Genomic DNA, 24,779 nt, shown 5'->3' with positions numbered 1-24,779 from the left:
CGTGGCGCGCTCAATGCACCGGCAGCGAGGCATCCTCTGCGAGAGCCAGTCCATCGCCGAGAACCGGCGGTTCCGCAACCCCGTGCGCAATGAATTCGCGTGCATCAGGCGATCACGTCGGCGCGATGACGCACTGCTGCAACACCTCACGCGAAAGGTGACAACTCAGGCAGCCGCAGCGGCCGATCGTCAGAGTTCAGTGAAATCCCGCGCCGTGTGCTCGCCGGACCAGATCTTGTCGGGATCATAGATCCTCTCGGCGCGCTTGGGTCTGAAGTCGTTCAAGCGAACCACCTCTCCCGGTGCTCGGACCTGGGCCTGGACGTCGGACGGCGCATCGGGAAGCCCGACGCGCCGGCTGCGGAGGATTTCGAGCTGACTCACGCGGATGCTCCTGGTATTCGTTGATGTTATGTTATAACATATCATAAATCAAGCCGACGACGGGAGCACCTCGTCGGCGAGGGACCGCTCCGAGGAGCGGTCCCCACGGGCCGCGCGGCCAGCAGCAGTGCCGTGAACGGTCAGCGAGCTCGAGACGCCGAAAGGGACAACATGACCGCCGCGACCACACAGACACCCGTCACCGTTCTGACCGGATATCTCGGTGCGGGAAAAACCACCCTGCTCAATCGCATTCTCACGGAGCCGCACGGCAAGCGGTACGCCGTCATCGTCAACGAGTTCGGCGAAGTCGGCATCGACAACGATCTGGTCGTCAACGCCGAGGAGGAAATCTTCGAGATGAACAACGGCTGCATCTGCTGCACCGTGCGAGGCGACCTCATCAGGATCCTGCAGGGACTGATGAAGCGGCGCGGCAAGTTCGATGCGATCATCGTCGAGACGACCGGGCTCGCCGATCCCGCTCCGGTGGCGCAGACGTTTCTGGTCGACGACGACGTTCGCCGCAACACCAGGCTCGATGCGATCGTGACCGTGATCGACGCGCGGCATCTGCCCGGCGAGATCGACCGTGCCCACGAGGCGCAGGAACAGATCGCGTTCGCCGACGTCGTCCTGCTGAACAAGACCGATCTGGTCTCGGAGCCGGAGCTCGTGTCGATCGAGGCGCGCATCCGCGCGATCAACCCCTATGCGGTCATCCATCGCACCGAGCAGTGCGCAGTCGATCTCGCGAAGGTCCTGGATCGAAGTGCATTCGATATCGACCGCATTCTCGCCTTCGAGCCCGGCTTCCTCGATGAGGAGCATGAGCACGAGCACGACTCTCACGTCAAAAGCCTGTCGCTGACGACCGAGCATCCGCTCGCGCCCGAGACGTTCATTCCCTGGATTCAGCAGACGGTCCAGCATTTCGGGACGGACATTCTGCGCCTGAAAGGCATCCTGCATTTCAGGGACGACCCCGATCGCTTCGTGGTTCAGGGTGTTCACATGCTGCTGGACGGCGACCATCAACGCCCCTGGAAGCCCGGCGAGGCGAAGCTCAGCCGTCTGGTCTTCATCGGGCGCGATCTGCCGGACGACATCCTGCGCGAGGGCTTCCGCCGCTGTCAGACTTCAGATCACTGACATCGTCGCGGACCGGCGGGGTGGCTGCGGCCGATCCCCGCCAAACGCTGTCATGAGCGTCGCACCGGATCGCGGCGAACGGCGTCAGGTCCGTCCGTCGCGATTGACGCGGGCCGCCGCCTGATCGGCGATCGCGTTCAGCGATGCCTCGTCGAGCGGGAAGTCCGCAGCCAGCCAGGCATCCTCGGCGAGGGTGAGCACGTGGCCGAGCAGCGGCCCCTCGGCAACGCCGCGCGAAATGAAATCGGCAGCCTTCAGCGGCAGTTTCGGCGGCGTGAAGCGCTGCGGCAACAGCGCCAGCTCGCGCCAGCGCTGGGCATCGGGATCGGACCCTGACCGCGCCCAGCCGAGCATCAGGCGGTCGCGATAGACGGTCTCGCCGAGACGATACAGCAGGCGCCGGGCCCGCGCCTCGTCGGCCGAGGCGAAGCGCCACCAGCGGTGGCCCATGCCGTCGAGCGCCTTGGTCTCGGCATTGGACAGCTTCAGGCGCGCGCCGAGACGACGCGCATCCTCGGTGACGGCGACCGCAAGCGCAGCAAGACGGCGGACCGGGCTCGCAGTCAGCGCCAGAGCGCGCTCGATCTCGATCATGGCCGCGAACGGGCCGAGATAGGCGACGCCGCCGAGCAGCGACGTCAGCAACCCGCCATCGGCCATCGCCGTAACAGCGCCGACCGCGCCCCCGGTGACGAGGAGCTTCAGCATCTCCATGCGCACGCGCTCGGCCGACAGTGATGCGAGACCCGCACGGCCGGCGATGCAGGCGAGATAGCCGTCGCGATCCGGCTCGCCATGGCCGAAGGCCGCATGGATGCGGAAGAAGCGCAGGATGCGCAAGTAATCCTCGGCGATGCGCTGGGAGGGATCGCCGATGAACCGCACGCGGCGCGCACCGATGTCGGCGAGCCCGCCGACATGATCGTGCACGACCCCATCCGGACCGACCGACAGCGCGTTGATGGTGAAGTCGCGCCGGTGCGCATCGCCGACCCAGTCGCGCCCGAACTCGACCTTGGCCTTGCGGCCGAAGGTCTCGGTATCCTCGCGCAGGGTCGTGACCTCGAACGGATGCCCTTCGAGCACCAGCGTCACGGTGCCGTGCTCGATGCCGGTCGGCACGCTCTTGATGGAGGCCGCCTTGGCGCGCCGGACCACCTCCGCCGGCAGCGCGGTGGTGGCGATGTCGATGTCGCCGATGGCGATGCCGAGCAGCGCGTTGCGCACGGCGCCGCCGACCACCCGCGCTTCCTCGCCGTCGCAATTGAGCAGCGCGAGCACCCGCGCCGCCGGACCGGACGAGAGCCAGGGCGCGCTCAGCACCCGCGCGTCGGTCATTTCTCCACTCCGGGAACGAGCTTGCCGTTCTCGATATGAGCTGGCACGTAGGTCGAATGCGGCGGCGCGCCGGAGAACTCGGCGAGCAGGACCAGACTTGCAATCACCAACACCAGCGCCGCCACCGTCAATTTTGCAACCAGATGCAGAGGCCAGTTCGCCGGCACCAGCAGCCCTGCCCGGGTCGCGATCAAGAACAGCACATAGACGGCAAAAGGAATGAGGAAGATTCCGATTTCCGTCAACACGGGTCGGATCATGACAGATAGATCCGTTCGTACAACACGCGAAGGATTCCCGCGGTCGCGCCCCAGATGTAGCGCTCGGCGAACGGCATCGCGTAATAGGCGCGCTCCATGCCGCGAAACTCCTTGGAATGCAGCTGGTGATTGGCAGGGTCCATCAGGAACGCCAGCGGCACCTCGAAGGCGTCGTCGACCTCGCCCTCGTTGATCTTCAGCGAGAAGCCCGGGCGGACCCGCGCCACCGTCGGCAGGATGCGAAAGCCGAAGGCCGTGCCGTAGACGTCGAGATAGCCGATCGGGTCGACGAAGCTGCGGTCGAGCCCGACCTCCTCCTCCGCCTCGCGCAACGCCGCTTCCAGCGGCGAGGCGTCGGTGACGTCGATCTTGCCGCCGGGAAAGGCGATCTGGCCGGCGTGGCTGGAGAGATTGGGCGAGCGCTGCGTCAGGAGAACCGTCGGCTCGGGGTGATCGACCACGGGGATCAGCACCGCCGCGGGGCGGATCGGCTGCTCGCGGGAAATGATCTCGAGCATGCGATCGGTGCCGGAATCTCCGCTGGCCGGAATCACGTCGGGATCAAGCAGGGCCTGCGGAACGTCGAAGCCCAACCGCTCCCGGCCACGCGCGAAGAATTCGGCCGAGCTGACCTCCGCCGCCGCAGTCCTCACCACCATGGGCTCGTTCAAAGCGCCGCCCTCACCTCTTCTGCGTTGGCCATGGGGAAGAACGCACCTGACGACTCCACCCCGAACATGACCTCCCCATCGATCACCCGCTCCTCACCCATGTCAACCAGCTCATAGTAGAGCGGCCGCGTCACCTTGGCCCAGAGTTCGGCGCGGACGTGCAGATAGGGCGTGAGCCCGCCGCTTTCACTCCGCTCGAAGCGCAGCCGGTGCTGGGCGTCGCAGGCCACCCAATCGTCGACATTGGTGCGAAAATGCAGCCGCACGCCCTGTGCATCGGCCTCCTTCCGCAATTCTACGGCCATGAAGGGCACATCATCGACACGGATACCGACCTTCTCCACGGGCGTGACCAGGAAATAGCGGTCATCCTCGCGCTTCAGGATGGTGGAGAACAGGCGCACCAATGCAGGGCGGCCGATTGGCGTGCCCATGTAGTACCAGCTACCATCGCTTGCGATTCGCATGTCGAGATCGCCGCAGAATGGCGGATTCCACAAATGCACCGGCGGCAGGCCCTTTCCGGACGTGCCAGCCTGCGTCGCGGCCGAGGTCAGCCGCTCGAGTCCCTGATCCGTAGTCTGCCCTTGCTTCGCCATGGTTTGCCTTGAGTTTGCGTCCGCCTTGGCACGATTGGTGCAGGATTTCATTGCGCTCGTCTGTGCAAAAGTTCCTGGCGCCCGCTGCACGTGATGTAAGGTCGCCATATCGTGATGCCGTCAATACCCCGGAATGCCGATAATATGGGGATAGTTTAACTCAACGAATACAGCGCCTTCGCATAGATTGGCAGCCGCATCCCGACAAACTGGAGCGGAACGCCGGTCGACAGGTTGAATCGGCAAGCTGAAGATGCGGGGCAGAAGGAGCGACGGGAATGGCTGAGAGTGCCGAGAAGCTCGAGGATGCGATCGTCCGATCGGCCGAACAGGTCTCCGGACAAATCCGCGCGGCGAAGGAGGCGATCTCCAGCGTCATCTTCGGCCAGGACCGCGTCGTGGAAAACACGCTGGTGACGATCCTCTCGGGCGGCCACGCGCTCCTGATCGGCGTCCCCGGCCTTGCCAAGACCAAGCTGGTCGAGACCCTGGGCGTCACGCTCGGCCTCGATGCCAAGCGCGTGCAGTTCACGCCCGACCTGATGCCGTCGGACATTCTCGGCGCCGAGGTGCTCGACGAGAGCACGGTCGGCAAGCGCTCGTTCCGCTTCATCGCCGGCCCGGTGTTCGCACAACTCCTGATGGCCGATGAGATCAACCGCGCCAGCCCGCGCACCCAGTCCGCGCTGCTGCAAGCCATGCAGGAGCAGCACATCACCGTTGCCGGCGCGCGGCACGATCTTCCCAAGCCGTTCCATGTGCTGGCGACACAGAACCCGCTGGAGCAGGAAGGAACCTATCCGCTCCCCGAGGCCCAACTCGACCGTTTCCTCATGGAGATCGACGTCGACTATCCCGATCGCGACGCCGAGCGCCGCATCCTGTTCGAGACGACCGGCGCCGAGGAGAGTGCCGCCAAGGGCGCGATGACGGCCGATGCGTTGATCGCGGCCCAGCGCCTGGTGCGGCGGCTGCCGGTCGGCGATTCCGTCGTCGAGGCCATCCTGTCGCTGGTGCGCTCGGCGCGTCCCGGCCCCGAGGCGGGTGAGGCCGGCAAGCTGATCGCCTGGGGCCCCGGTCCGCGCGCCAGCCAGTCGCTGATGCTCGCGGTGCGCGCCCGCGCGCTGCTCGATGGCCGCCTCGCGCCCTCGATCGACGACGTGCTCGATCTCGCAGAACCCGTGCTGAAGCACCGCATGGCGCTGACCTTCCCGGCCCGCGCCGAAGGGCGCACCATTCCGGACGTGATCCGGCAGCTGAAGAGCCGGATCGGTTGATGGCAACAGCACCGGGGCACGCCGACAAGGAGATTCTCGCGATACGGCGTGCCGATGGCGAAAGCCGGACGCTGGCGTCCTCGCTGCCGCGTCTCGTGCTCGAAGCCCGGCAGATCGCCGCCAATGTGATCCATGGTCTGCACGGCCGGCGCCGCGCCGGCTCCGGCGAGAGCTTCTGGCAATATCGCCGTTTCGTGTCCGGCGAGCCGTCGCAGCGCGTCGACTGGCGCCGCTCCGCGCGCGATGATCATCTCTATGTCCGCGAGCAGGAATGGGAGGCCGCGCACACGGTGTGGATCTGGCCCGACCGCTCGCCCTCGATGGCCTTCGCCTCGAAAGGCGCGCGCGACAGCAAGCTCGAGCGCGCGCTGATCGTGACCTTTGCCCTGGCCGAGCTCTTGGTCGCCGGCGGCGAACGCGTCGGCATTCCCGGCCTGATCAATCCGACCGCGAGCCGCAGCGTGATCGATCGCATCGCGCAGGCGATGCTGCACGATGAGACGATCAGGCCCAGCCTGCCACCGTCCTTCGTACCGTCGGCGCTCGCCGAGATCGTGGTGCTCTCCGATTTCTGGTCGCCGATATCAGAGATCGGCGCCATGCTCGCCGGCCTGTCCGCATCGGGCGCGCATGGCACGATGGTGCAGGTCGTCGATCCCGCCGAGGAGACCTTCCCCTATTCCGGCCGCGTCGAATTCGTCGAGCCCGAGGGCGGCGAGGTGATCACCGCCGGCCGCGCCGAGAGCTGGGCGCAGGACTACGTGGCGCGCGTCGCGCTGCACCGCGACCAGATCCGTGCCGAGACCGGCAAGCTCGACTGGCTGTTCACGACGCACACGACAAGCCGCTCCGCAGCCGAGCTGCTGCTGTTCCTGCACGCCGGCATGACCACCAGCAAGCTCGGCGCACGCGGCGGCGTCAAAGTGGGCGCTGGCCCGAGAGGGATCGGCGCATGATGGGTCTGCCGCTGTCATTCGCCGAACCGTTGCTGCTGGCCGGCCTGATCAGCCTGCCCGTGCTGTGGTGGCTGCTGCGGGTGATGCCGCCGCGCCCGCGCCGCATCGAGTTTCCGCCGACGCGGCTGCTGTTCGACATCACGCCGAAGGAAGAGACGCCGTCGCGCTCGCCGTGGTGGCTGACCCTGCTGCGGCTGATCGCGGCAGCGCTGGTGATCTTCGCGGCAGCCGGCCCGATCTGGAACCCGCGCACCGAGGCGGTCGGCAGCAAGGCGCCGCTGGTGCTCCTGCTCGACGACAGCTGGAGCGCCGCGGCGAGCTGGGAGACCCGCATCAAGGCGGCCGACGAGATCATCGCCAATGCCGATGCCGACCGGCGCGGCGTCGCGCTGCTGCCGCTGTCCGAGCCGGCACGCGATCTCACCTTGATGCCGGCCGGTGCGGCGCGCGTCGCTTTGCGCCAGATCGCGCCAAAGCCGTACACCACCGAGCGCGCCGATGCGCTGCCGCAGCTCGACCGCTTCCTCAAAGCGACCGGCGATGCCGAGATCCTGTGGTTTTCCGACGGCGTCGATCCCGGCCGCGGCAGCGAGTTCGTGACGGGTCTTGCCAAGACCATCGGCGACCGCAGCCTGACCGTCTTCGAAGGCGGCACGACCTCGCCGCTGGCGCTGGCCGGCGCGGAGAACGCCGCCGCCAAGATGACCGTGAAGGTGCTGCGTGCCGATCTGTCGGTTCCGGGCGGCATCGTGCGCGCGCTCGACGCCAAGGGCTCGCCGCTCGGCGAGGCGCAATTCAGCTTCGCCGGCAACGCGCACGACGCCGAGGCCAGCTTCGATCTGCCGGTCGAGCTGCGCAACGACATCACGAGGCTCGAGATCGCAGGCGAACGATCGGCCGGCGCCGTGCAGCTGCTCGACAAGCGCTGGCGCCGCCGCGCCGTCGGCATCGTCTCCGGCTCCACCAGCGACACCGCGCAGCCACTGCTCGCGCCGACCTTCTATCTGACCCGCGCCTTGGCCCCCTTCGCCGATCTCCGGCTCGGCGATCGCGGCGCGCCGCAGCAGATCATCACGCAGTTCCTCGACCAGAAGGTGCCGATGATCGTGATGGCCGATGTCGGCACGCTCTCGCCGGAGCTGCGCGACCGGCTCAACGGCTGGATCGAGAATGGCGGCGTGCTGGTGCGGTTCGCAGGTCCGCGCCTCGCGCAAGGCGACGACGATCTCGTGCCGGTCAAGCTGCGCCGTGGCGGCCGCACGCTGGGCGGCAGCCTGACCTGGGAAAAGCCGCAGCACCTCGCCGCCTTCGCCGCCGACGGCCCCTTTGCCGGCATCAATGTGCCGAAGGACGTTACCGTCAACCGCCAGGTGCTGGCCGAGCCGGACGCCGTGCTGGCGACCAAAAGCTGGGCCTCGCTGGAAGACGGCACGCCGCTGGTCACCGGCGAGCATCGCGGCAAGGGCCTGATCGCGCTGTTCCATGTCAGCGCCGACATGCGCTGGTCGGACCTGCCGATGTCGGGTGCGATGGTCGAGATGCTTCGCCGCATCGTCGACATGTCCGGCTACACCTCGACGCCGGGGCCCGGCCCCGCGGGCGAGACCGCCAAGGCGACCTTGGCGCCGCTGCACATTCTCGACGGCTTCGGTGCCTTCGGACCGCCGCCTTCGACGGCCAAGCCGCTGCCGGCCGAATTCAACGACAGGGCCTCCCTGGATCATCCACCCGGCTTCTATGGCCCTGCCGACGGACCCACCGCCGTGAACACGCTCAGCCCCGCCGATCGCATCCTGCAGCTCGACACCTCGGCGCTGCGCGCCAAGCGCGCGAGTTACACCACCGCCGAGCCGCGCGATCTCCGGGGCATCCTGCTGTCGACCGCGCTGCTGCTGTTCCTGATCGATGCGATCATCGTCGCCCTGCTCGGCGGCGCGCTCGCCGCGTTGGTCCGGCGTCGGCGTGCGGCTCCGGCGGCAATTGCGCTGGCCATTCTCGCCACCGCCGCCCTGCTCGCGGTCGCGATGCCGACCACCGCGCGCGCCGATGCGGCCAGCGACGATTTCGCCATGCGTGCGGTGTCGCAGACCCGGCTCGCTTATGTCGTGACGGGCAATGCCGACGTCGATTCCATCGTCAAGGCCGGGCTGACCGGCCTGACCTTGTTCCTGGCGCAGCGCACCGCGCTCGAGGCCGGCGATCCCGTCGGCATCGATCCCGCCCATGACGAACTCGCGTTCTTCCCGCTGATCTACTGGCCGATCGTGCCGGGCGTACCGAAGCCGCCGCAGGACGCGATCAACAAGATCGACGCCTATATGAAGCAGGGCGGCACGGTGATCTTCGATACGCGCGACGCGGTCGAGGCGCCTCCAGGCGAGAATGGCGCACAGCAGACGCCGGGCATGCAGTCGCTGCGCGAGATTCTCTCCTCGCTCGATGTCCCCGAGCTCGAGCCGGTGCCGCGCGAGCACGTGCTGACCAAGACCTTCTACCTGCTGCGCGACTTCCCGGGCCGCTTCACCGCCGGCCAGACCTGGGTCGAGGCGCTGCCGAAGGACGACGAGGAAGACAGCGCGTCGCGGCCGGCCCGCGGCGGCGACGGTGTCTCTCCCATCATCATCACCTCCAACGATCTTGCCGGCGCCTGGGCGATCCGCCCCGATGGCCAGGCCATGCTGCCGATGGTCCCTGGCGAGCCGCGCCAGCGCGAATTCGCCTTCCGCGCCGGCGTCAATATCGTGATGTACACGCTGACCGGCAACTACAAGGCCGACCAGGTCCACGCGCCGGCGCTGATCGAACGGCTCGGGCAGTGATGATGCGAATTGTTGGTCCCGATGTCGCAACAATAACAGTCGTCATGCCCGGGCTTGACCCGGGCATCCACGTCTTGCCTTTCATGCAGAACGACGTGGATGGCCGGGACAAGCCCGGCCATGACGACAATTGCGAGTTTGCCTCATGAACTACGGCATCGCGTTCACGCCTCTGGTCCCGACGATCGTGCTGTGGCTCGCGATCGGCGCCATCATCGTCATCGCCGCGCTGCTTCTGATCAGCCGCTCGCGCTCCGCCTGGATCCGCGTCACAGCGCTGGCTCTGATCGCGCTCGCGCTGGCCAACCCGCAATTCACGCGTGAGGACCGCGAGCCTCTCAGCTCCGTCGCGGCCGTCGTCGTCGACAAGAGCCCGAGCCAGAATTTCGGTGACCGCAACAAGCAGACCCAGGCAGCTCAGGAAGCGCTGGTCGACAGCCTGAAGAAGATCAAGGGCCTCGAGGTGCGCGTGGTCGACGCCGGCCAGGCGGATGGCGAGACCGACGGCACGCATCTGTTCAGCGCGCTGACCTCGGCGCTGTCGGACGTGCCGGTCGACCGCGTCGCCGGTGCGTTCCTGATCACCGACGGCCGCGTGCACGACATTCCCGGCAATGCCGCAGCGCTCGGCTTCCAGGCGCCGCTGCAGGCCTTGATCACCGGTCAGAAGGCCGAACGCGACCGCCGCATCGCGATCACCGCCGCGCCCCGTTTCGGCATCGTCGGCCAGCCGCAGACGATCAGCTTCCGGCTCGACGATCAGGGCGTCACTGGCGCCAGCGCCAAGGTCGTGATCCGCCGCGACGGCGAGGTCATCAGCGAGCGAACCTTGACCAGCGGCCAGGCCGGCAATGTCGACGTCGACATCAAGCACGAAGGCCAGAACATCGTCGAGATCGAGGCCTCGCCGCTCGACAACGAGCTAACCTTGGTCAACAACCGCGCCGTGGTCTCGATCGACGGCGTGCGCGACAAGCTGCGCGTGCTCTTGGTATCGGGCGAGCCGCATTCCGGCGAGCGCACCTGGCGCAACCTGCTGAAGTCGGACGCCTCAATCGACCTCGTCCACTTCACCATCCTCAGGCCGCCGGAGAAGCAGGACGGCACGCCGATCAACGAGCTGTCGCTGATCGCGTTTCCGACCCGCGAGCTGTTCCAGCAGAAGATCAACGAATTTCAGCTGATCATCTTCGATCGCTATGCCCGCCAGGGCGTGCTGCCGATCGCCTATTTCGACAACATCGCGCGCTACGTCAGGAATGGCGGCGCGGTGCTGGTCTCGGCCGGACCGGACTACGCGTCGAACACCAGCATCTGGCGGACGCCGCTCGACTCGGTGCTGCCGGCGGAGCCGGTCGGCGTCACCGAGAAGCCGTTCTATGCGCATCTGTCGGATGCCGGCAAACGCCATCCGGTGACGCGCGGGCTGGAAGGCTCAGGCTCCGAGCCGCCGCGCTGGAGCCGCTTCTTCCGCACCGTCGAGACGCGCAATGCCGTCAGCCCGCCGGTCATGACCGGCGCCGACGGCAAGCCGCTGCTGCTGCTGTCGCGCTTCGGCGCCGGTCGTGTTGCGCTCTTGCTGTCCGACCACATCTGGCTGTGGGCGCGCGGCTATGAGGGCGGCGGCCCGCATCTCGATCTGCTCCGACGCATGTCGCATTGGCTGATGCAGCAGCCGGATCTCGACGAGGAAGCGCTGCGGCTGCAGATGCAGGGCAAGGATCTCGCCGTCGTCAGGCAGACCATGGGCGACACCGTGCCGCCGGTGACCGTGACCTCACCGTCGGGCCAGACGCGCGAACTCACCCTGGCGCAGGGCGATCCCGGCGAGTGGCGCGCGACCTTGCCGGCCAACGAACTCGGCCTCTGGCAGGCGACCGACGGCACCTTGAAGGCGCTGATCAATGTCGGCCCGACTAATCCGAAGGAGTTTTCCGAGGTCACCTCGACCACCGAGACCTTGAAGCCGCTGGCGCAGGCGACCGGCGGCGACGCCCGCCGCATCGCCGACGGCTCCGGCATCGACATGCCGCGCATCGTCCCCGTCAGATCATCGACCCTGTTCAGCGGCGACGGATGGATGGGGGTACGGATGCGCGATGCCAGCGTGGTCAAAGGCGTCGGCGTGCTGCCGATGTTCGCCGGCGTGATTGGCCTCCTGCTGCTGCTCGGCGCACTCGCCGCGACCTGGGTGCGCGAGGGGCGCTGAGGAATGCGACGATCGCGCGCCGCCACAGCGCGCGACGTGGCGAGAAGGGCACAGCAACGGGGAATCAAGTCGCCGCCGCAGTTGCATCGATTGACAGCTGCGAACCGCTCCTGCGATGTTACATTGTAACAACGGCTGAGATGATCAGCCGGACGGGGTGGCCGATTCACATGAGCCAATGCTGGCCATGAGCTGGTTTCGCGCGAACATCAAGGCTGGATCGCGGCTCGCGCTGCTTGCGCTGGTGCTGCAGTTCGCGCTCGCCTTCGGACACGTTCATTGGCTCTCCGCGCAGGCCATCGACGGTGGTCGGATCACGACCGCGCAGGCCCATACCGGCTCCGCGCCCGCAAGCCAGGACCCCGACCAGCAGCCTGCCGACGGCTGCGCCATCTGTGCCGTCATCGCGATGGCGCAATCGATCCTGCTGTCGCCGGCGCCGTCCCTGCCCGCGCCGCACGCGGTGGCCTTCCGCCTGACGCCTCCCGTCGTCGCGTCGCTCAGCCGCGTCGCCATTACGACCGCGTTCCAGCCCCGCGCACCTCCTTCCGCCTGATCTGAACCGCTCGAAAGCTGCCCGCTGCGCTCGGCGCATGCGGACAACCTGCAGGAATAGGTCCGTCGCAGGCCGACGGCAGGCGCATCCCACCACGAGGGCTATGGGACGCCTGATCAGGAATCAGGAATTGGGTCATGTTGCCGAGAGCTTTGATGTCGGGCTGCAGCGTCGCAGCCATGTTGTGCGTTTTGAGCGCGCCTGCGCGCGCTGATGATCCCAAGCCTGCCGCGGAGCTGCCTGAGGTCACCGTCACGGCGCCGAGCCCGATCCGTGCCCGCAAGCCGGCCGTGCCGCGCCCCAATCCCGGCGCGCGCGTGGCCCGCAGCGGCGCACGCGCACCGGCACCTGCGCAACAAGCGCAGGCCGCGCCACCTCCGCCGCTGCAAGGCGTGACTCCCATCATCACCGATCAGTTCGCCACCGTCACCGTGGTGCCGAACGAGGAGCTCCGCCGCTCCGGCGCCGCGACGCTCGGCGATCTGCTGAATTCCAAGCCCGGCATTACCGGATCGAGCTTCGCGCCGGGCGCATCGAGCCGGCCGATCATCCGCGGGCTCGACGTCAATCGCGTCGGCATCGTCGAGAACGGCATCGGCGGCGGCGGCGCCTCGGATCTCGGCGAGGACCATTTCGTCCCGATCGATCCGCTGACCAGTGACCAGATCGAGGTCGTCCGCGGCCCGGCCGCCCTGCGCTACGGCTCGACCTCGATCGGCGGCGTCGTCAGCGCCACCAACAACCGCATCCCCCAGGCCTTGCCGACCTGCTCGACCGCACCGTTTCAGACCTACGGCCTGCCGGCCAGCGCGCCGGCCGCAGGCAGTGCGCCTTGCGTCACTGCGGAGACGCGCACCTCGTTCAGCTCGGTCGATCGCGGCGTGGAGGGCGGCGTCCTCCTCGATGCCGGCGGCGGCAACTTTGCGCTTCATGCCGATGCCTATGGCCGCAAGACCGGGGACTATTCCATTCCGGGCTATCCCTACCTCTTCGATCAGACTCGCCCGGTGAACGGCCGGCAGCCGAACTCGGCCGTCCAGAACGAGGGCGCCTCGATCGGCGGCAGCTACTTCTTCTCCGGCGGCTTCATCGGCGCTGCGATCACCCAGACCAACGCGCTCTACCACATCCCCGGCATCGAGGGCTCCGACAGCCGCACGCGGATCGATGCGCACCAGACCAAGTTCACGGCGAAGGGCGAGTACCGACCGGACTCCGCAGCCATCGACGCGATCAGATTCTGGGCTGGCGCGACAGACTATCGGCACAACGAGATCGGCCTTGCCGATCCCGCGGACCCCACTACCGATGGCATCCGCCAGACCTTCACCAACCGGGAGCAGGAAATTCGCGTCGAGATGCAGATGATGCCGGTCAATCTGCGCTTTGCGACGCTGACCACGGCCTATGGCATTCAGGCCGGCCATCAGGAGCTGAACGCGCCGAGCCCCGACAATCCCGGCTCGGTGTTCAACGGCCTGTTCGGCCCCAACACCAACAACCGCGTCGCCGGCTACGTCTTCAACGAGCTCGCCTTCTCGCCCTCGACCAAGGCGCAGATCGCCGGCCGCATCGAGCATGTGTCGCTGAACGGCTCCACGCCGAACTTTCCGGTCGACTATCTGCCGGACGGCACGCCGCAGGCCAACATCGCCCGCAATCCGGAGTATACGCCGAAGAGCGCCAGCGTCGGCCTGCTGCAGAACCTGCCCGGCGATCTCGTGGCCAGCGTGACCGCGCAATATGTCGAGCGCGCCCCGAAGGCGGCCGAGCTGTTCTCGCGCGGCGGCCATGACGCGACGGCCACCTTCGATATCGGCAATCCGAACCTGACGATCGAGACCGCCAAGACCGTCGAGGCCGGCCTGCGCAAGGCGACCGGTCCGTTTCGCTTCGAGGCCACCGCCTACTACACGCAGTTCAGCAACTTCATCTATCGCCGGCTGACCGGCGTGATGTGCGACGACGACTTCGACTCCTGCGGCACGACGGGCACCGCGCTGAACCAGGCCGTCTACTCGCAGCGCAACGCGCTGTTCCGCGGCTTCGAGTTCCAGAGCCAGTACGATGTCGCCCCGCTCGGCAGCGGCATCTGGGGCATCGAGAACCAGTTCGACGTCGTCCGCGCCACCTTCCCGGACGGCACCAACGTGCCGCGCATTCCGCCGATGCGCGTCGGCGGCGGGCTGTTCTGGCGCGATGCCAACTGGCTGACCCGCATCAACCTGCTGCACGCCTTCGCCCAGAACGACATCGCGCCCATCGCGGAGACGCCGACGCCGGGCTACAATCTGTTGAAGGCGGAGGTCAGCTACCGCACCAAGCTCAATCCGAACATGTTCGGCGCGCGCGAGATGCTGGTCGGCATGGTCGGCAACAACCTCTTGAACGAGAAGATCCGCAATTCCGTGTCCTACACCAAGGACGAGGTGCTGCTGCCCGGCATCGGCGTGAGGATTTTTGCGAACTTGAAGTTCTGAGCAACGGCGGCGGAGGGGGGAGCAGCCTTTCCCCCTCCGCGTCATTGCGAGAAGCGAAGCGACGAAGCAATCCAGAGTCGTGTACGGGACTCCGGATTGCTTCGCTCGCTCGCAATGACGGGAGGACCGAGACTATCTCGCGTAATCCCAATCCGGCCGAATCTCACCCGAGACGCCGTCGAACGCGCCCTCGACCAGCTCGTTCACCAGCAGCCGGTTGTAGTCGACCGGGCCCGGCATCGTCGCCCGTCCCTTCGGCACCGGCTTGAAGCCGACCCGCGTGTAATAGTCGGCATCGCCGACCAGCAGGATGAAGCGGTGGCCTTGCGCCTTCGCATCCTCGATCGAACGCTCCATCAGCATGCGGCCGATGCCATGCTTGCGGAACGGCGGCTCGACCGTCAGCGGCCCGAGCATCAGCGCCTTGGTGTCGCCGACGCAGATCGGCAACTGCCGCACCGACCCGACCAGCAAGGTGCCGATATGGGCCGTGAACGACAGTTCGAGCAAATGGTCGACATGCTCGCGCAACCGATAGGCGCTCAGCACGAAGCGGCCGGGGCCGAAGGTGCGCTCATGCAGCCGTTCGATCGCCTGCGCATCGCCCGGCTTCTCGGCTGAAATCGTAATGGACAGGTCACTCATGTGGGGTGGCGAGATAGCATCCCGGGGCGGCGTGGTCCATGGCGTGCGCCGCCGGATCGACAGCATTCGCCCGTTCCGCGTCTCATGCCGAATTTCTGAGCATTTGCGCGACATGACCTAAGATTGTGCTGAGATGTCAAGTTTCCCCGGCCGGCATCCATTAACCTGCGCTCAGTCCTGAGCGTTGCGGGTGGCCAAGGAGCGCTCTGACGCAGCACGAGCGGCAGGTCGAAGATGACGGGTGGATTCCGGTCGCGCCATCGCGGCGAAACGCATGTGTTCGACGATCTCGGAGCGCTGCTGGCCTGCGCCTCGCCACGCCGGTCCGGCGATGAGCTGGCCGGCATTGCAGCCGACAGCGCCGCGCGGCGGGTGGCGGCGCGGATGGCGCTGGCCGACGTGCCGCTGCGGCGATTTCTCGACGACCCGCTGATTCCCTATGAGAGCGACGAGGTCACCCGCCTCATCCTCGACAGCCACGATGACGCCGCATTCGCGCCCATCGCCGCGCTGACGGTCGGCGAGCTGCGCGAATGGCTGATGTCCTGGGAGGCGGATGCCAGCCGGCTGGCTGCGCTCGCGCCGGGCCTGACGCCGGAAATGGTGGCCGCGGTGTCGAAAATCTGCGGCAATGGCGACTTGATCGCCATTGCCGCGAAGTGCCGGGTGGTGACGCGCTTCCGCTCCACCATCGGGCTTGAGGGGCGGCTGTCGTCGCGGCTGCAGCCCAACGATCCGACCGACGATCCGCTGGCGATTGCGGCCGGCACGCTGGACGGCCTCTTGTTCGGCATGGGTGACGCCGTCATCGGCATCAACCCTGCCACCGACAATGTCGACGCCTGCATCCGCCTGCTGACGATGCTCGACGAACTCCGGCTCAAATTCGAGGTGCCGACGCAATCCTGCGTGCTGAGCCACGTCACGACCTCGATCCAGGCCATCGAACGCGGCGCCCCGCTCGATCTGGTCTTCCAGTCGATCGCCGGAACCGAGGCCGCGAATGCCGGCTTCGGCGTGACCTTGGCGCTGCTGGCCGAGGCGCAGGAGGCGGCCCTGTCGCTGAAGCGCGGCCCGATCGGCAGCAACTTGATGTATTTCGAGACCGGCCAGGGCGCCGCGCTGTCGGCGGACGCGCATCACGGCCTGGACCAGCAGACCGTCGAGGCCCGCGCCTATGCGGTCGCACGCGCGTTCTCGCCGCTGCTGGTCAACACCGTCGTCGGCTTCATCGGCCCGGAATATCTCTACGACGCAAAGGAGATCATCCGCGCCGGGCTCGAGGATCATTTCTGCGCCAAGCTGCTCGGCGTGCCCATGGGCTGCGACGTCTGCTACACCAACCATGCCGAAGCCGACCAGGACGACATGGATGATCTGGCGCTGCTGCTCGCGGCGGCCAACGTCAATTTCCTGATCGCGGTGCCCGGCGCCGACGACATCATGCTCAACTATCAGAGCCTGTCGCATCACGACGTGATGCGGCTGCGGCATCTGCTCGGCCGCCGCCCGGCGCCGGAGTTCGAGGCCTGGCTGGCGCGCATGGGCCTGCTCGACGACTTTGGCCGCGTGCCGCCGCTGCCGGGCAGCGCACCGGCCGTGGCCCGGCTGATCGGCCATGGAGCGCGCGCATGAGGCACGATGCGTTCGAGATGCTGCGCCGGATGACGCGCGCCCGCGTCGCGCTCGGGCGTTCCGGCGACGGGCTGCCGACCGCCGCGAAGCTCGAATTCCAGATGGCGCATGCGCTCGCGCGCGATGCCGTGTGGGGCAAGGTCGATTTCGACGGCATCGCCGACGCCCTGGCGCCGCGCGAAGTGATCAAGGTCGCGAGCGCCGCGTCGGACCGCGCCAGCTATCTCCGCCGGCCCGACCTCGGCCGCCGTCTTGCCGCCGGCGAAGCAGCGAAGTTGCGGTCGGGCCCGTTCGATCTCGTCTTCATCATTGCCGACGGGCTGTCGGCGGATGCGGTCGAAAGCCATGCGGCTGAGGTCGTGATCGCCACCGAGGCGCAGCTGTCGGGCTTGACGGTCGGTCCGGTCGTGCTCGCCTCCGAGGCGCGCGTGGCGCTGGGCGACGATGTCGGTGCCGCCATGGGAGCCCGGCTGGTCGCAGTCCTCATTGGCGAGCGACCGGGGCTGTCGGCGGCCGACTCGCTCGGCGTCTATCTCTCATTCAAACCGGCACCGGGCCTGCGTGACAGCGCGCGCAACTGCATTTCCAACATTCACGGCCACGGACTTTCGACAGAGCGCGCCGCCGACAAGCTCGCGTGGCTGGTGCACGAAGCACTGCGGATCGGCGTCACCGGCATCGGCCTCAAGGAGGCGGCCCCGGACGCCGCGCTCCCGACGACGGCACAACCATCATCTATCACCCATCACAAACCGACAGGAGCGCGTGGACATGAGTGACGAGACCAAACCGACGCTTTCGAAGAGCCTGACCGGACTCCATCTCTGGGGCATCGCGGTCGGGCTCGTGATCTCCGGCGAGTATTTCGGCTGGAGCTATGGCTGGGACAAGGCCGGCACTCTCGGCTTTCTCGTCACCACGATCTTCATCGCGGTGATGTACACGACCTTCATCTTCTCCTTCACCGAGCTGACCACGGCGATCCCGCATGCCGGCGGTCCGTTCGCCTATTCCTACCGCGCCTTCGGTCCGCTCGGCGGCTTCGTCGCAGGCTTCGCGACGCTGATCGAGTTCGTGTTCGCCCCGCCCGCCATTGCGCTCGCGATCGGCGCCTATCTCAACGTCCAGTTTCCGGCACTGTCGCCGAAGACCGCCGCGCTCGGCGCCTATGTGGTGTTCATGGCGCTCAACATCGCCGGCGTCTCGATCGCTGCGACCTTCGAGCTGTTCGTGACGATCCTGGCGATCGCCGAGTTGCTGGTGTTCATGGGCGTCGTGTCGCCCGGCTTCTCCTTCGCCAACTTCGCCGCCAATGGCTGGGCCGGCGAGAGCACGTTCACGTTGACCAGCCTCGGAGGCATCATCGCCGCGATACCCTTCGCGATCTGGTTCTTCCTGGCGATCGAAGGCGCGGCCATGGCCGCGGAGGAGACGAAGAATCCGACCAAGACGGTCCCACTTGCCTATATCGCCGGCATCCTCACCCTCGTCGTGCTCGCCTTCGGCACCATGATCATGGCGGGCGGCGTCGGCGACTGGAGCAAGCTCGCCAACATCAACGATCCCTTGCCGCAGGCGATGAAGATCGTGGTCGGCGAGAATTCCGGTTGGCTGCACATGCTGGTGTGGATCGGCCTGTTCGGCCTGATCGCCTCGTTCCACGGCATCATCATGGGCTATTCGCGGCAGATCTTCGCGCTGTCGCGCGCCGGCTTTCTACCGGCCAAGCTCGCGACGCTGCATTCGACCTGCCGCACGCCGCATTGGGCGATCATCGCCGGCGGCGTGATCGGCATCGCCGCGATTTTCTCCGACGAGCTGATCCAGTTCGCCGGGCAGACGCTCACCGCGAACATCGTCACCATGAGCGTGTTCGGAGCGCTCGTGATGTACATCATGAGCATGGCCGCGCTTTTCCGCCTGCGTGCGACCGAGCCCCATCTGGTCCGGCCGTTCAAGGCGCCGCTCTACCCGGTGGTTCCGGCCGTGGCGCTGGTGTGCGCGACGCTGTCGCTGCTCACGATGATTTGGTTCAACCTGCAGGTGTTCGCGGCCTTCCTGGTGCTGTTCGCCGCCGGCCTGCTGCTCTATCGTCTGACGGCGGGCAAGCGCAGCAATGCGGCAAATGACAATCTGCTCGACATCGCCTTGACCGAGGCCCGCGCCCTGGCCGACTGATCGGCCCGGCGCGCGCGGTATCAGATCGTGACAAGCCCTCCGCGGCTCCCCACGCGGAGGGCTCGAGTGACTGCTTCGGCAGGCATGTGACTTGCATAACTACGAGGTGTCAACCGACGGCGTACGTCCTCAAAGGCGAGGATTCATGGCACAGCCTCTTGCAGCCGAACGCGAGCCTTCGCGGGATCGCAGCCGCAACATTCTGGCCGCTGCCGCGACCGGGGTCGCCGAGTTCATCGCCGAGACGGGAGGCCGCCCGGAAGCCGTGTTCGAGCGCGTCGGCATTGATGCCGACTGCCTCGGCCAGACCCGCCGCGCGCTCGATCTCGCCGACTACGTGGCGATGATGGAGGACGCCGCGCAGGAGACCGGCAATGACAATTTCGGCTTGTGGTTCGGCCAGGCTTACCGGCCGCAGATGCTCGGTCTGATCGGCGAGATTGCACTGGCAGCTCCCACTCTCGGCTCGGCGATCGAGCACCTCGCGCTGTGGTTTCCCTGGCATCAGCAGGCCACCGAGACCCGCCTCACGCGCCGTGACGGCTTTCTCCGGCTCGAATATCGCATCCTCGACGGCTCGATCGTCGATCGTCGGCAGGACGCCGAGCTGACCATGGGCATGTTCGCGAACGTGTTCCGCGCCTGCCTGCCGTCGGGCTGGGCCCCTGACATGGTGCTGTTCGAGCACGCCCGGCCTCCTGCCTGGCGCGATCATGAGACTGCGTTCGATGCGGAGGCCGGATGGTCGCAAAGCACCAACGCGCTGGTGTTTCGCGACCGCGACCTGGATCGTGCGATGCCGCAGGCCGATCTGTCACGCCTGCAACGGCTGACGACCGATCTCGCCGGCGTCGCCGGCTCCTGCGGCACGCCGGCGTTCCTCGACCTGGTGCGCGGCGAGATCAGGCGGCGGCTGGCTGCCGGTGCGCTGCATCTCGAGGAGGTCGCCGAGGCGCTGTCGACGACGCCCTGGACCCTGCAGCGCCGTCTGGCCGAGTTCGGCGCCACCTTCTCCGATCTGGTCGAGGCGACACGGCTCGATCTCGCCCGCCACTATCTGCGCCAGGCGCATCTGCCGCTCGGCGATGTCGCCTTCCTGCTCGGCTATTCCGAGGCCTCGGCGTTCTCCCGCGCTTTCGCGCGCTGGGCCGGTTGCAGCCCGCGGCAGTGGCGCCAGCAGTCCCGGCCGGCGCCACGCAGCTGATGCGTGTCGTCAGCCAGCCGGCATCGTCTTCTCGACCAGCCGCACCCAATAGGACGCGCCGTGGCCGAGAACGTTGTCGTTGAAGCGATAGGCCGGGTGATGGCAATCCATGCCGTCGCCCATGCCGAGGAAGACGAAGGCGCCGGGACGGGCCTGCAGCATGAAGGCGAAATCCTCCGCGCCCATCAGCGGCGGCGCGTTGTCGACGACGCGCTCGACTCCCACGACATCGCGGGCGACATCGGCGGCGATGCCGGTCTCCCGCGCATGGTTCATCGTGATCGGATAGAGCCGCGTGTATTTCGTCGTGGCCGCGCCGCCATAGGTGCGGGCAATGCCGTCGGCGACCTCGGCGATGCGACGCTCGACCAGGTCCTGGACGTCGGGATCGAGCGTGCGCACCGTGCCCTTGAGTTCAACCGTCTCGGGGATGACGTTCATGGCCTTGCCGGCCTCGACCACGCAGATCGAGATCACGGCGGATTTGACCGGATCGACGTTGCGCGAGACGATCGACTGCAGCGCGGTAATGATATGCGCGGCGATCAGCACGCTGTCGACCGCCTTGTGAACGCCGGCGCCGGCATGGCCGCCCTTGCCGTGCACGGTGATCTCGAGCTGATCCGACGAGGCCAGCATCGGGCCCGGCCGCAGCGCGAACACGCCTTCGGGCACGCCGGGCGCGTTGTGCAGACCGTAGACCTCCTGGATGCCCCAGCGGGTCATCAGCCCGTCATCGACCATTGCCTTGCCGCCGGCGCCGCCCTCCTCGGCCGGCTGGAAGATCACGATCGCGGTGCCGTCGAAATTGCGCGTCTCCGCGAGATGCTTGGCAGCGCCGAGCAGCATGGCGGTGTGGCCGTCATGGCCGCAGGCATGCATCAGGCCCGGCGTCTTCGACGCATAGGGCACGCCCGAGGCTTCCTCGATCGGCAGCGCGTCCATGTCGGCGCGCAGGCCGATGATGCGGCCGGAATTCGTCTTGCGGCCGCGGATGACGCCGACCACGCCGGTGCGCCCGATCCCCGTCACCACCTCGTCGCAGCCGAATTCGCGCAGCCGATCGGCGACGATGCCCGCGGTGCGGTGCACCTCGTACATCAGCTCCGGATGCTCGTGGAAATCATGGCGCCAGGCCGCCATGTCGTCGGTGAGCGCGGCGATGCTGTTCAGGATGGGCATGGGAGACGGCGTTCTCGTTCAGGACATTGAAGCCCGAACCATGGCCGGAACGGCCGGTCGACACAAGCTTCGACCGGACAATGGCGGCATCTCGATGCGCAGGTCAGCCTCCGACGGGTGATTGCGACAGATAGGCCAGCAGCTTCATCTCGCGCCGCCCTCGCGTGACGGTGTCGAGCACCAGCCCGGATGAGGCCGACAGCAGCGCCATGATCATCAGGCCCATCGACAGCACTGCGGTCGGCAGCCGCGGCACCAGCCCGGTCTCGATGTAGGTGACGAGGATCGGGATGGCGAAGCCGATCGAGATGAGCGCGAGGAAGATGCCGATCGCGGTGAAGAAGCGCAGCGGCTTCTCCGAGCGGTACAGCTTGAGGATGGTATTGAGAATGCGGAAGCCGTCGCGCCAAGTGTTGAGCTTGGACACGGACCCTTCCGGCCGCGCGTAATACGGCGTCGCGATCTCCGCCACCGGCAGTGCCAGCTCCAGCGCATGCACGGTGAGCTCGGTCTCGATCTCGAAGCCGTCGGACAGCACGGGGAAGGACTTCACGAAGCGGCGCGAGAACACGCGGTAGCCCGACAGGATGTCCTTGAAGGCCTGACCGAACACTTCGGCGAGGAAGCTCGTCAGCATCCAATTGCCGGTGCGATGACCCATCCGGTAGGCGGCCTGCTCCTGGTCGACCCGCAGCCCCACCACCATGTCGAGACGTTCGCTGACGAGCCGCTCGATCATGCCGGGCGCGCTCGGCGCATCGTAGGTCGCGTCGCCGTCGACCAGCACGTAGATGTCGGCATCGATATCGGCAAACATGCGCCGGACGACGTGACCCTTGCCCTGCCGCCGCTCGCCGCGGACCTCGGCACCGGCGGCGCGGGCGACCTCGACCGTCCGATCCTTCGAATTGTTGTCGTAGACATAGACGACAGCCGTCGGCAGCGCCTGCTTGAAGTCGCGGACCACGGTCGCGACCGCCGCCTCCTCATTGTAGCAGGGCACCAGCACGGCGATCCGCATCGATGGTGAACTCATTGACCCGTCTCCCATGGCCGGGAGATTGCCCGCATTCGGTGCAGAATCTCATAATGAGCGGGCCGCCACGGCCTGTTCGGGCCGCCATGTGGGAATGACCTTAACGCCATCCAGCACCTCGCGCAGGCGGGACAGCGTTCCGAGTGTGGTCCCCTCCGGCAGCGCATCGCGCGCGAAAAAGCCGGTCTCGACGATCTCGTGGTTCGGCTCCGGCGGCCGGTCCTGCGTAAACCCCTTGATAACGAAGACGGCGACGTGGTCGCGCGGCGAGACGTGGCTGTTGAGGAAGATGCCGTGCAGCTCGGGCTCGCCTTCGAGCGCGATCCGTCCCTCCTCGAACAGCTCCCGGCTCAGGGCCTCGATGAAGGTCTCGCCGACCTCGACCCCGCCGCCCGGCAGGTGCCAGCCCGACACATAGCCGTGCCGGACCAGGAACACCCGGTTCTCGGCATCCAGCACCACGCCGCGGACGCCGAGCGTCATGCCGCGGGCGAAGCGCCAATAGAGGTGGAATCCGCGCCGGAGCACCGGCTCGAACCGGATCCGCAACCTGCTGAGCTGTGCTGTCGTCAATTCTGGTCATCCCCGGTTGGTCTTGCGCTCGAAGGCCGGGCTTGCCATGAGAGCGCCAGCATGAGGGATAGCACGACATGACAGCTGAGCGCGCACGCATCCGCCATCGGCTCCGGGACCAGTGATGGCCGCGTTTACGCTCGCCCATCTGTCCGACCCGCATCTCGCCCCGCAATCGCGGCCGCGATTGTCCGAGCTCGCGAGCAAGCGGGCGCTCGGCTATCTCAACTGGACTCGCAACCGCTACAAATATCACCGCCGCGATATTCTCGATCTGCTGATCTCCGATCTGCACACGCAGATGCCGGACCAGATCGCGGTCACCGGCGACCTCGTCAATTTCGCGCTGGAATCGGAATTTCCGCTCGCCCAGGCCTGGCTCCGGACGGTGGGGCCGCCGGACAAGGTCACCGCGATTCCCGGCAATCACGACGCCTACGTCCGCTCGACCCGGCTGCGCTTCGCCGAGAGCTTCGCCGATTATTTCGGCGGCGACGGCGTCAGCCCGGCGAGCTTCCCGTCGCTGCGCCGGCGCGGGCCGCTGGCACTGATCAGCCTCTCCTCGGCCGTGCCGTCGGCCCCGTTCATGGCGACGGGCCGGATCGGCAGCGCCCAGCTCGCAGCATTGGAACCACTGCTGGAATCGCTGGCGCGTGAGCAGCTGTTCCGCGTGCTGCTGGTGCATCATCCGCTGCGGTCGGCCAATCGGATGAAGCGGCTCACCGACGCCCGCGACCTCATCGCGCTGCTCGCGCGTCACGGCGTCGAACTGGTCCTGCACGGCCACGATCACGTGCATTCGACCATCTGGATCGACGGCCCGGAGCGCAAGATTCCGGTTGTCGGTGTGCCCTCTGCGTCCTCGCTCGCGCATGGCCACACCCCGGCTGCGGCCTACAACATCTTCGCCATTGCGCCCGAGGGCAATCATTGGCGCTGCGACATGACCGTGCGCGGCGTCAACGATGCGCAGCGCGTCCGCGAGATCCGCCAGATTCGCCTGATCTGATCTTTTTGTTTGCGCATGATCCGATCGGAAAACCGGTCTCGACTTTTGCGGATCATGCGTCAGAAGCTGATCGGCTTCAGGCTCTCGTAGAGCGCGTAGCCGAACAGCGACAGCACCCCGAGCACGAAGCCGAGCACGAACGGCCAGACTCGCCCGCGCCTTGGCACCTCGCTGATCGCCTGAGCCTGGATGCGGGCAACGCTGAAGGCGCGTTCGCGCTCGACCATGCGGCGGGCGACGTAGTCGGTCACCGCCTTCACGATCGCACCGATGTCGTGCGATTCGGCGAGCACGATGCGGCCGTTGCGGGTGTCCTGGACGAAGCGATACTGCCGCTTGTCGCGCCCCATCACGACATGAGCGACGACGTCGATCCACAGCCGCGGCGTCTCGCCCTGGCTGATGCCGCGATCGAACAGATCGATCTGGTTCGGCACTTCGGCGAACAGCGGATCGAGCGCCTCGTTGAGAATCTCGAGCCGCGCCACCTCGGCATCGCGCAGATCGACCACGACGCCCGTTCGGTCTGCGGCCTCGATCCGGGCCTGGCGCAGCGCCTCGCGCAGACGCACGGGACGCGGTTCGGTGCTGCTGTCGGGGGCCTCGGACATCGCTG

At 67.1% G+C, this 24,779-nt stretch carries 22 protein-coding genes; 12 read left to right on the top strand and 10 right to left on the bottom strand.

From position 1 onward, the window contains the following. Positions 1-189 precede the first annotated feature (189 nt). On the bottom strand, positions 190-384 hold the full coding sequence (locus tag QXZ94_RS00580) for a hypothetical protein (protein WP_315718774.1): 195 nt from the start codon (positions 382-384) through the stop codon (positions 190-192). 171 nt (positions 385-555) lie between these two features. Here QXZ94_RS00580 and QXZ94_RS00575 point away from each other — a divergent pair, with 171 nt between their 5' ends. After that, positions 556-1,536: a GTP-binding protein gene (locus tag QXZ94_RS00575; RefSeq protein WP_315718773.1), complete on the top strand. Its 981-nt coding sequence runs from the start codon at positions 556-558 to the stop codon at positions 1,534-1,536. Between the two features lie 84 nt (positions 1,537-1,620). Here the strand turns inward: QXZ94_RS00575 and QXZ94_RS00570 are convergent, their stop codons facing one another. Genes QXZ94_RS00570 through QXZ94_RS00555 form a run of 4 tightly spaced genes read right to left on the bottom strand, consistent with a single transcriptional unit; the run spans position 1,621 to position 4,404 of the window. Continuing rightward, positions 1,621-2,874, bottom strand: coding sequence for a CCA tRNA nucleotidyltransferase (locus QXZ94_RS00570; RefSeq protein ID WP_315718772.1), 1,254 nt, complete (start codon positions 2,872-2,874; stop codon positions 1,621-1,623). Continuing rightward, complete coding sequence (locus tag QXZ94_RS00565; protein WP_315718771.1) at positions 2,871-3,134, bottom strand: DUF6111 family protein; 264 nt, start codon at positions 3,132-3,134, stop codon at positions 2,871-2,873. Before QXZ94_RS00565 ends, QXZ94_RS00570 begins: the two co-directional genes overlap by 4 nt. Further along, positions 3,131-3,793 (bottom strand): CoA pyrophosphatase, encoded by a 663-nt coding sequence (locus tag QXZ94_RS00560; RefSeq protein ID WP_409998723.1) that lies wholly within the window; start codon positions 3,791-3,793, stop codon positions 3,131-3,133. Before QXZ94_RS00560 ends, QXZ94_RS00565 begins: the two co-directional genes overlap by 4 nt. Positions 3,794-3,801: 8 nt before the next feature. Then, on the bottom strand, positions 3,802-4,404 hold the full coding sequence (locus QXZ94_RS00555) for a DUF1285 domain-containing protein (protein WP_315726003.1): 603 nt from the start codon (positions 4,402-4,404) through the stop codon (positions 3,802-3,804). A 278-nt stretch (positions 4,405-4,682) separates the two neighbouring features. Between QXZ94_RS00555 and QXZ94_RS00550 the strand changes: the two genes are divergently transcribed. The 6 genes from QXZ94_RS00550 to QXZ94_RS00525 all read left to right on the top strand — a co-directional run bounded on the left by QXZ94_RS00550 (position 4,683) and on the right by QXZ94_RS00525 (position 14,701). Further along, positions 4,683-5,681, top strand: coding sequence for an AAA family ATPase (locus tag QXZ94_RS00550; protein WP_172110857.1), 999 nt, complete (start codon positions 4,683-4,685; stop codon positions 5,679-5,681). Then, positions 5,681-6,637, top strand: coding sequence for a DUF58 domain-containing protein (locus QXZ94_RS00545; protein ID WP_315718769.1), 957 nt, complete (start codon positions 5,681-5,683; stop codon positions 6,635-6,637). The genes QXZ94_RS00550 and QXZ94_RS00545 overlap by 1 nt, the downstream gene beginning before the upstream one ends. Beyond that, positions 6,634-9,456 carry a DUF4159 domain-containing protein gene (locus tag QXZ94_RS00540; RefSeq protein WP_315718768.1) on the top strand — a complete coding sequence of 941 codons (2,823 nt, stop codon included), beginning with the start codon at positions 6,634-6,636 and terminating at the stop codon, positions 9,454-9,456. The genes QXZ94_RS00545 and QXZ94_RS00540 overlap by 4 nt, the downstream gene beginning before the upstream one ends. Before the next feature lie 145 nt (positions 9,457-9,601). Then, the gene (locus tag QXZ94_RS00535; RefSeq protein ID WP_315718767.1) at positions 9,602-11,665 is read left to right on the top strand and encodes a hypothetical protein; all 2,064 of its coding nucleotides are present in this window, start codon (positions 9,602-9,604) and stop codon (positions 11,663-11,665) included. 187 nt (positions 11,666-11,852) lie between these two features. Then, positions 11,853-12,221: a DUF2946 family protein gene (locus QXZ94_RS00530; RefSeq protein ID WP_315726001.1), complete on the top strand. Its 369-nt coding sequence runs from the start codon at positions 11,853-11,855 to the stop codon at positions 12,219-12,221. A 155-nt stretch (positions 12,222-12,376) separates the two neighbouring features. Further along, positions 12,377-14,701: a TonB-dependent receptor gene (locus QXZ94_RS00525; protein WP_315718766.1), complete on the top strand. Its 2,325-nt coding sequence runs from the start codon at positions 12,377-12,379 to the stop codon at positions 14,699-14,701. Positions 14,702-14,833: 132 nt separating this feature from the next. Here the strand turns inward: QXZ94_RS00525 and QXZ94_RS00520 are convergent, their stop codons facing one another. Further along, positions 14,834-15,346 carry a GNAT family N-acetyltransferase gene (locus tag QXZ94_RS00520; protein ID WP_172179836.1) on the bottom strand — a complete coding sequence of 171 codons (513 nt, stop codon included), beginning with the start codon at positions 15,344-15,346 and terminating at the stop codon, positions 14,834-14,836. Between the two features lie 234 nt (positions 15,347-15,580). On the opposite strand from QXZ94_RS00520, the gene QXZ94_RS00515 reads away from it, so the two are divergent. From QXZ94_RS00515 to QXZ94_RS00500, 4 genes are all read left to right on the top strand, one after another. Next, positions 15,581-16,981, top strand: a complete 1,401-nt coding sequence (locus tag QXZ94_RS00515) for an ethanolamine ammonia-lyase subunit EutB (RefSeq protein WP_315718765.1) — start codon at positions 15,581-15,583, stop codon at positions 16,979-16,981. Next, positions 16,978-17,760: an ethanolamine ammonia-lyase subunit EutC gene (gene eutC, locus QXZ94_RS00510; protein ID WP_315718764.1), complete on the top strand. Its 783-nt coding sequence runs from the start codon at positions 16,978-16,980 to the stop codon at positions 17,758-17,760. Before QXZ94_RS00515 ends, eutC begins: the two co-directional genes overlap by 4 nt. After that, entirely contained in the window at positions 17,753-19,159 is a 1,407-nt protein-coding gene (gene eat, locus QXZ94_RS00505; RefSeq protein ID WP_315718763.1) for an ethanolamine permease, read from the top strand. Before eutC ends, eat begins: the two co-directional genes overlap by 8 nt. Positions 19,160-19,304: 145 nt before the next feature. Further along, the gene (locus QXZ94_RS00500; protein ID WP_315718762.1) at positions 19,305-20,363 is read left to right on the top strand and encodes an AraC family transcriptional regulator; all 1,059 of its coding nucleotides are present in this window, start codon (positions 19,305-19,307) and stop codon (positions 20,361-20,363) included. 9 nt (positions 20,364-20,372) lie between these two features. Here QXZ94_RS00500 and QXZ94_RS00495 read toward each other — a convergent pair whose 3' ends face one another. The 3 genes from QXZ94_RS00495 to QXZ94_RS00485 all read right to left on the bottom strand — a co-directional run bounded on the left by QXZ94_RS00495 (position 20,373) and on the right by QXZ94_RS00485 (position 23,154). After that, positions 20,373-21,545, bottom strand: a complete 1,173-nt coding sequence (locus tag QXZ94_RS00495) for a M20 aminoacylase family protein (RefSeq protein WP_315718761.1) — start codon at positions 21,543-21,545, stop codon at positions 20,373-20,375. 103 nt (positions 21,546-21,648) lie between these two features. Then, entirely contained in the window at positions 21,649-22,581 is a 933-nt protein-coding gene (locus tag QXZ94_RS00490; RefSeq protein WP_172110869.1) for a glycosyltransferase family 2 protein, read from the bottom strand. 48 nt (positions 22,582-22,629) lie between these two features. Further along, on the bottom strand, positions 22,630-23,154 hold the full coding sequence (locus tag QXZ94_RS00485) for an NUDIX domain-containing protein (RefSeq protein ID WP_315718760.1): 525 nt from the start codon (positions 23,152-23,154) through the stop codon (positions 22,630-22,632). Between the two features lie 124 nt (positions 23,155-23,278). On the opposite strand from QXZ94_RS00485, the gene QXZ94_RS00480 reads away from it, so the two are divergent. Beyond that, positions 23,279-24,163, top strand: coding sequence for a metallophosphoesterase family protein (locus QXZ94_RS00480; RefSeq protein ID WP_172131805.1), 885 nt, complete (start codon positions 23,279-23,281; stop codon positions 24,161-24,163). 59 nt (positions 24,164-24,222) lie between these two features. On the opposite strand, the gene QXZ94_RS00475 is transcribed toward QXZ94_RS00480, so the two are convergent. After that, complete coding sequence (locus QXZ94_RS00475; protein WP_315718759.1) at positions 24,223-24,774, bottom strand: hypothetical protein; 552 nt, start codon at positions 24,772-24,774, stop codon at positions 24,223-24,225. Positions 24,775-24,779 lie beyond the last annotated feature (5 nt).

The organism is Bradyrhizobium sp. SZCCHNS2022, from assembly GCF_032377575.1.
GTDB classification, from domain to species: Bacteria; Pseudomonadota; Alphaproteobacteria; order Rhizobiales; family Xanthobacteraceae; genus Bradyrhizobium; species Bradyrhizobium aeschynomenes.
This window is presented reverse-complemented; position numbering and strand designations above follow the sequence as displayed.

What these genes read in the sequence shown, in the direction of transcription:
- QXZ94_RS00575 (WP_315718773.1), top strand. Translation starts at nt 556, where the DNA reads ATGACCGCCGCGACCACACAGACACCCGTCACCGTTCTGACCGGATAT.
- QXZ94_RS00570 (WP_315718772.1), bottom strand. Translation starts at nt 2,874, where the DNA reads ATGACCGACGCGCGGGTGCTGAGCGCGCCCTGGCTCTCGTCCGGTCCG.
- QXZ94_RS00565 (WP_315718771.1), bottom strand. Translation starts at nt 3,134, where the DNA reads ATGATCCGACCCGTGTTGACGGAAATCGGAATCTTCCTCATTCCTTTT.
- QXZ94_RS00560 (WP_409998723.1), bottom strand. Translation starts at nt 3,793, where the DNA reads ATGGTGGTGAGGACTGCGGCGGCGGAGGTCAGCTCGGCCGAATTCTTC.
- QXZ94_RS00555 (WP_315726003.1), bottom strand. Translation starts at nt 4,404, where the DNA reads ATGGCGAAGCAAGGGCAGACTACGGATCAGGGACTCGAGCGGCTGACC.
- QXZ94_RS00550 (WP_172110857.1), top strand. Translation starts at nt 4,683, where the DNA reads ATGGCTGAGAGTGCCGAGAAGCTCGAGGATGCGATCGTCCGATCGGCC.
- QXZ94_RS00545 (WP_315718769.1), top strand. Translation starts at nt 5,681, where the DNA reads ATGGCAACAGCACCGGGGCACGCCGACAAGGAGATTCTCGCGATACGG.
- QXZ94_RS00540 (WP_315718768.1), top strand. Translation starts at nt 6,634, where the DNA reads ATGATGGGTCTGCCGCTGTCATTCGCCGAACCGTTGCTGCTGGCCGGC.
- QXZ94_RS00535 (WP_315718767.1), top strand. Translation starts at nt 9,602, where the DNA reads ATGAACTACGGCATCGCGTTCACGCCTCTGGTCCCGACGATCGTGCTG.
- QXZ94_RS00530 (WP_315726001.1), top strand. Translation starts at nt 11,853, where the DNA reads ATGAGCTGGTTTCGCGCGAACATCAAGGCTGGATCGCGGCTCGCGCTG.
- QXZ94_RS00525 (WP_315718766.1), top strand. Translation starts at nt 12,377, where the DNA reads ATGTCGGGCTGCAGCGTCGCAGCCATGTTGTGCGTTTTGAGCGCGCCT.
- QXZ94_RS00520 (WP_172179836.1), bottom strand. Translation starts at nt 15,346, where the DNA reads ATGAGTGACCTGTCCATTACGATTTCAGCCGAGAAGCCGGGCGATGCG.
- QXZ94_RS00515 (WP_315718765.1), top strand. Translation starts at nt 15,581, where the DNA reads ATGACGGGTGGATTCCGGTCGCGCCATCGCGGCGAAACGCATGTGTTC.
- eutC (WP_315718764.1), top strand. Translation starts at nt 16,978, where the DNA reads ATGAGGCACGATGCGTTCGAGATGCTGCGCCGGATGACGCGCGCCCGC.
- eat (WP_315718763.1), top strand. Translation starts at nt 17,753, where the DNA reads ATGAGTGACGAGACCAAACCGACGCTTTCGAAGAGCCTGACCGGACTC.
- QXZ94_RS00500 (WP_315718762.1), top strand. Translation starts at nt 19,305, where the DNA reads ATGGCACAGCCTCTTGCAGCCGAACGCGAGCCTTCGCGGGATCGCAGC.
- QXZ94_RS00495 (WP_315718761.1), bottom strand. Translation starts at nt 21,545, where the DNA reads ATGCCCATCCTGAACAGCATCGCCGCGCTCACCGACGACATGGCGGCC.
- QXZ94_RS00490 (WP_172110869.1), bottom strand. Translation starts at nt 22,581, where the DNA reads ATGAGTTCACCATCGATGCGGATCGCCGTGCTGGTGCCCTGCTACAAT.
- QXZ94_RS00480 (WP_172131805.1), top strand. Translation starts at nt 23,279, where the DNA reads ATGGCCGCGTTTACGCTCGCCCATCTGTCCGACCCGCATCTCGCCCCG.
- QXZ94_RS00475 (WP_315718759.1), bottom strand. Translation starts at nt 24,774, where the DNA reads ATGTCCGAGGCCCCCGACAGCAGCACCGAACCGCGTCCCGTGCGTCTG.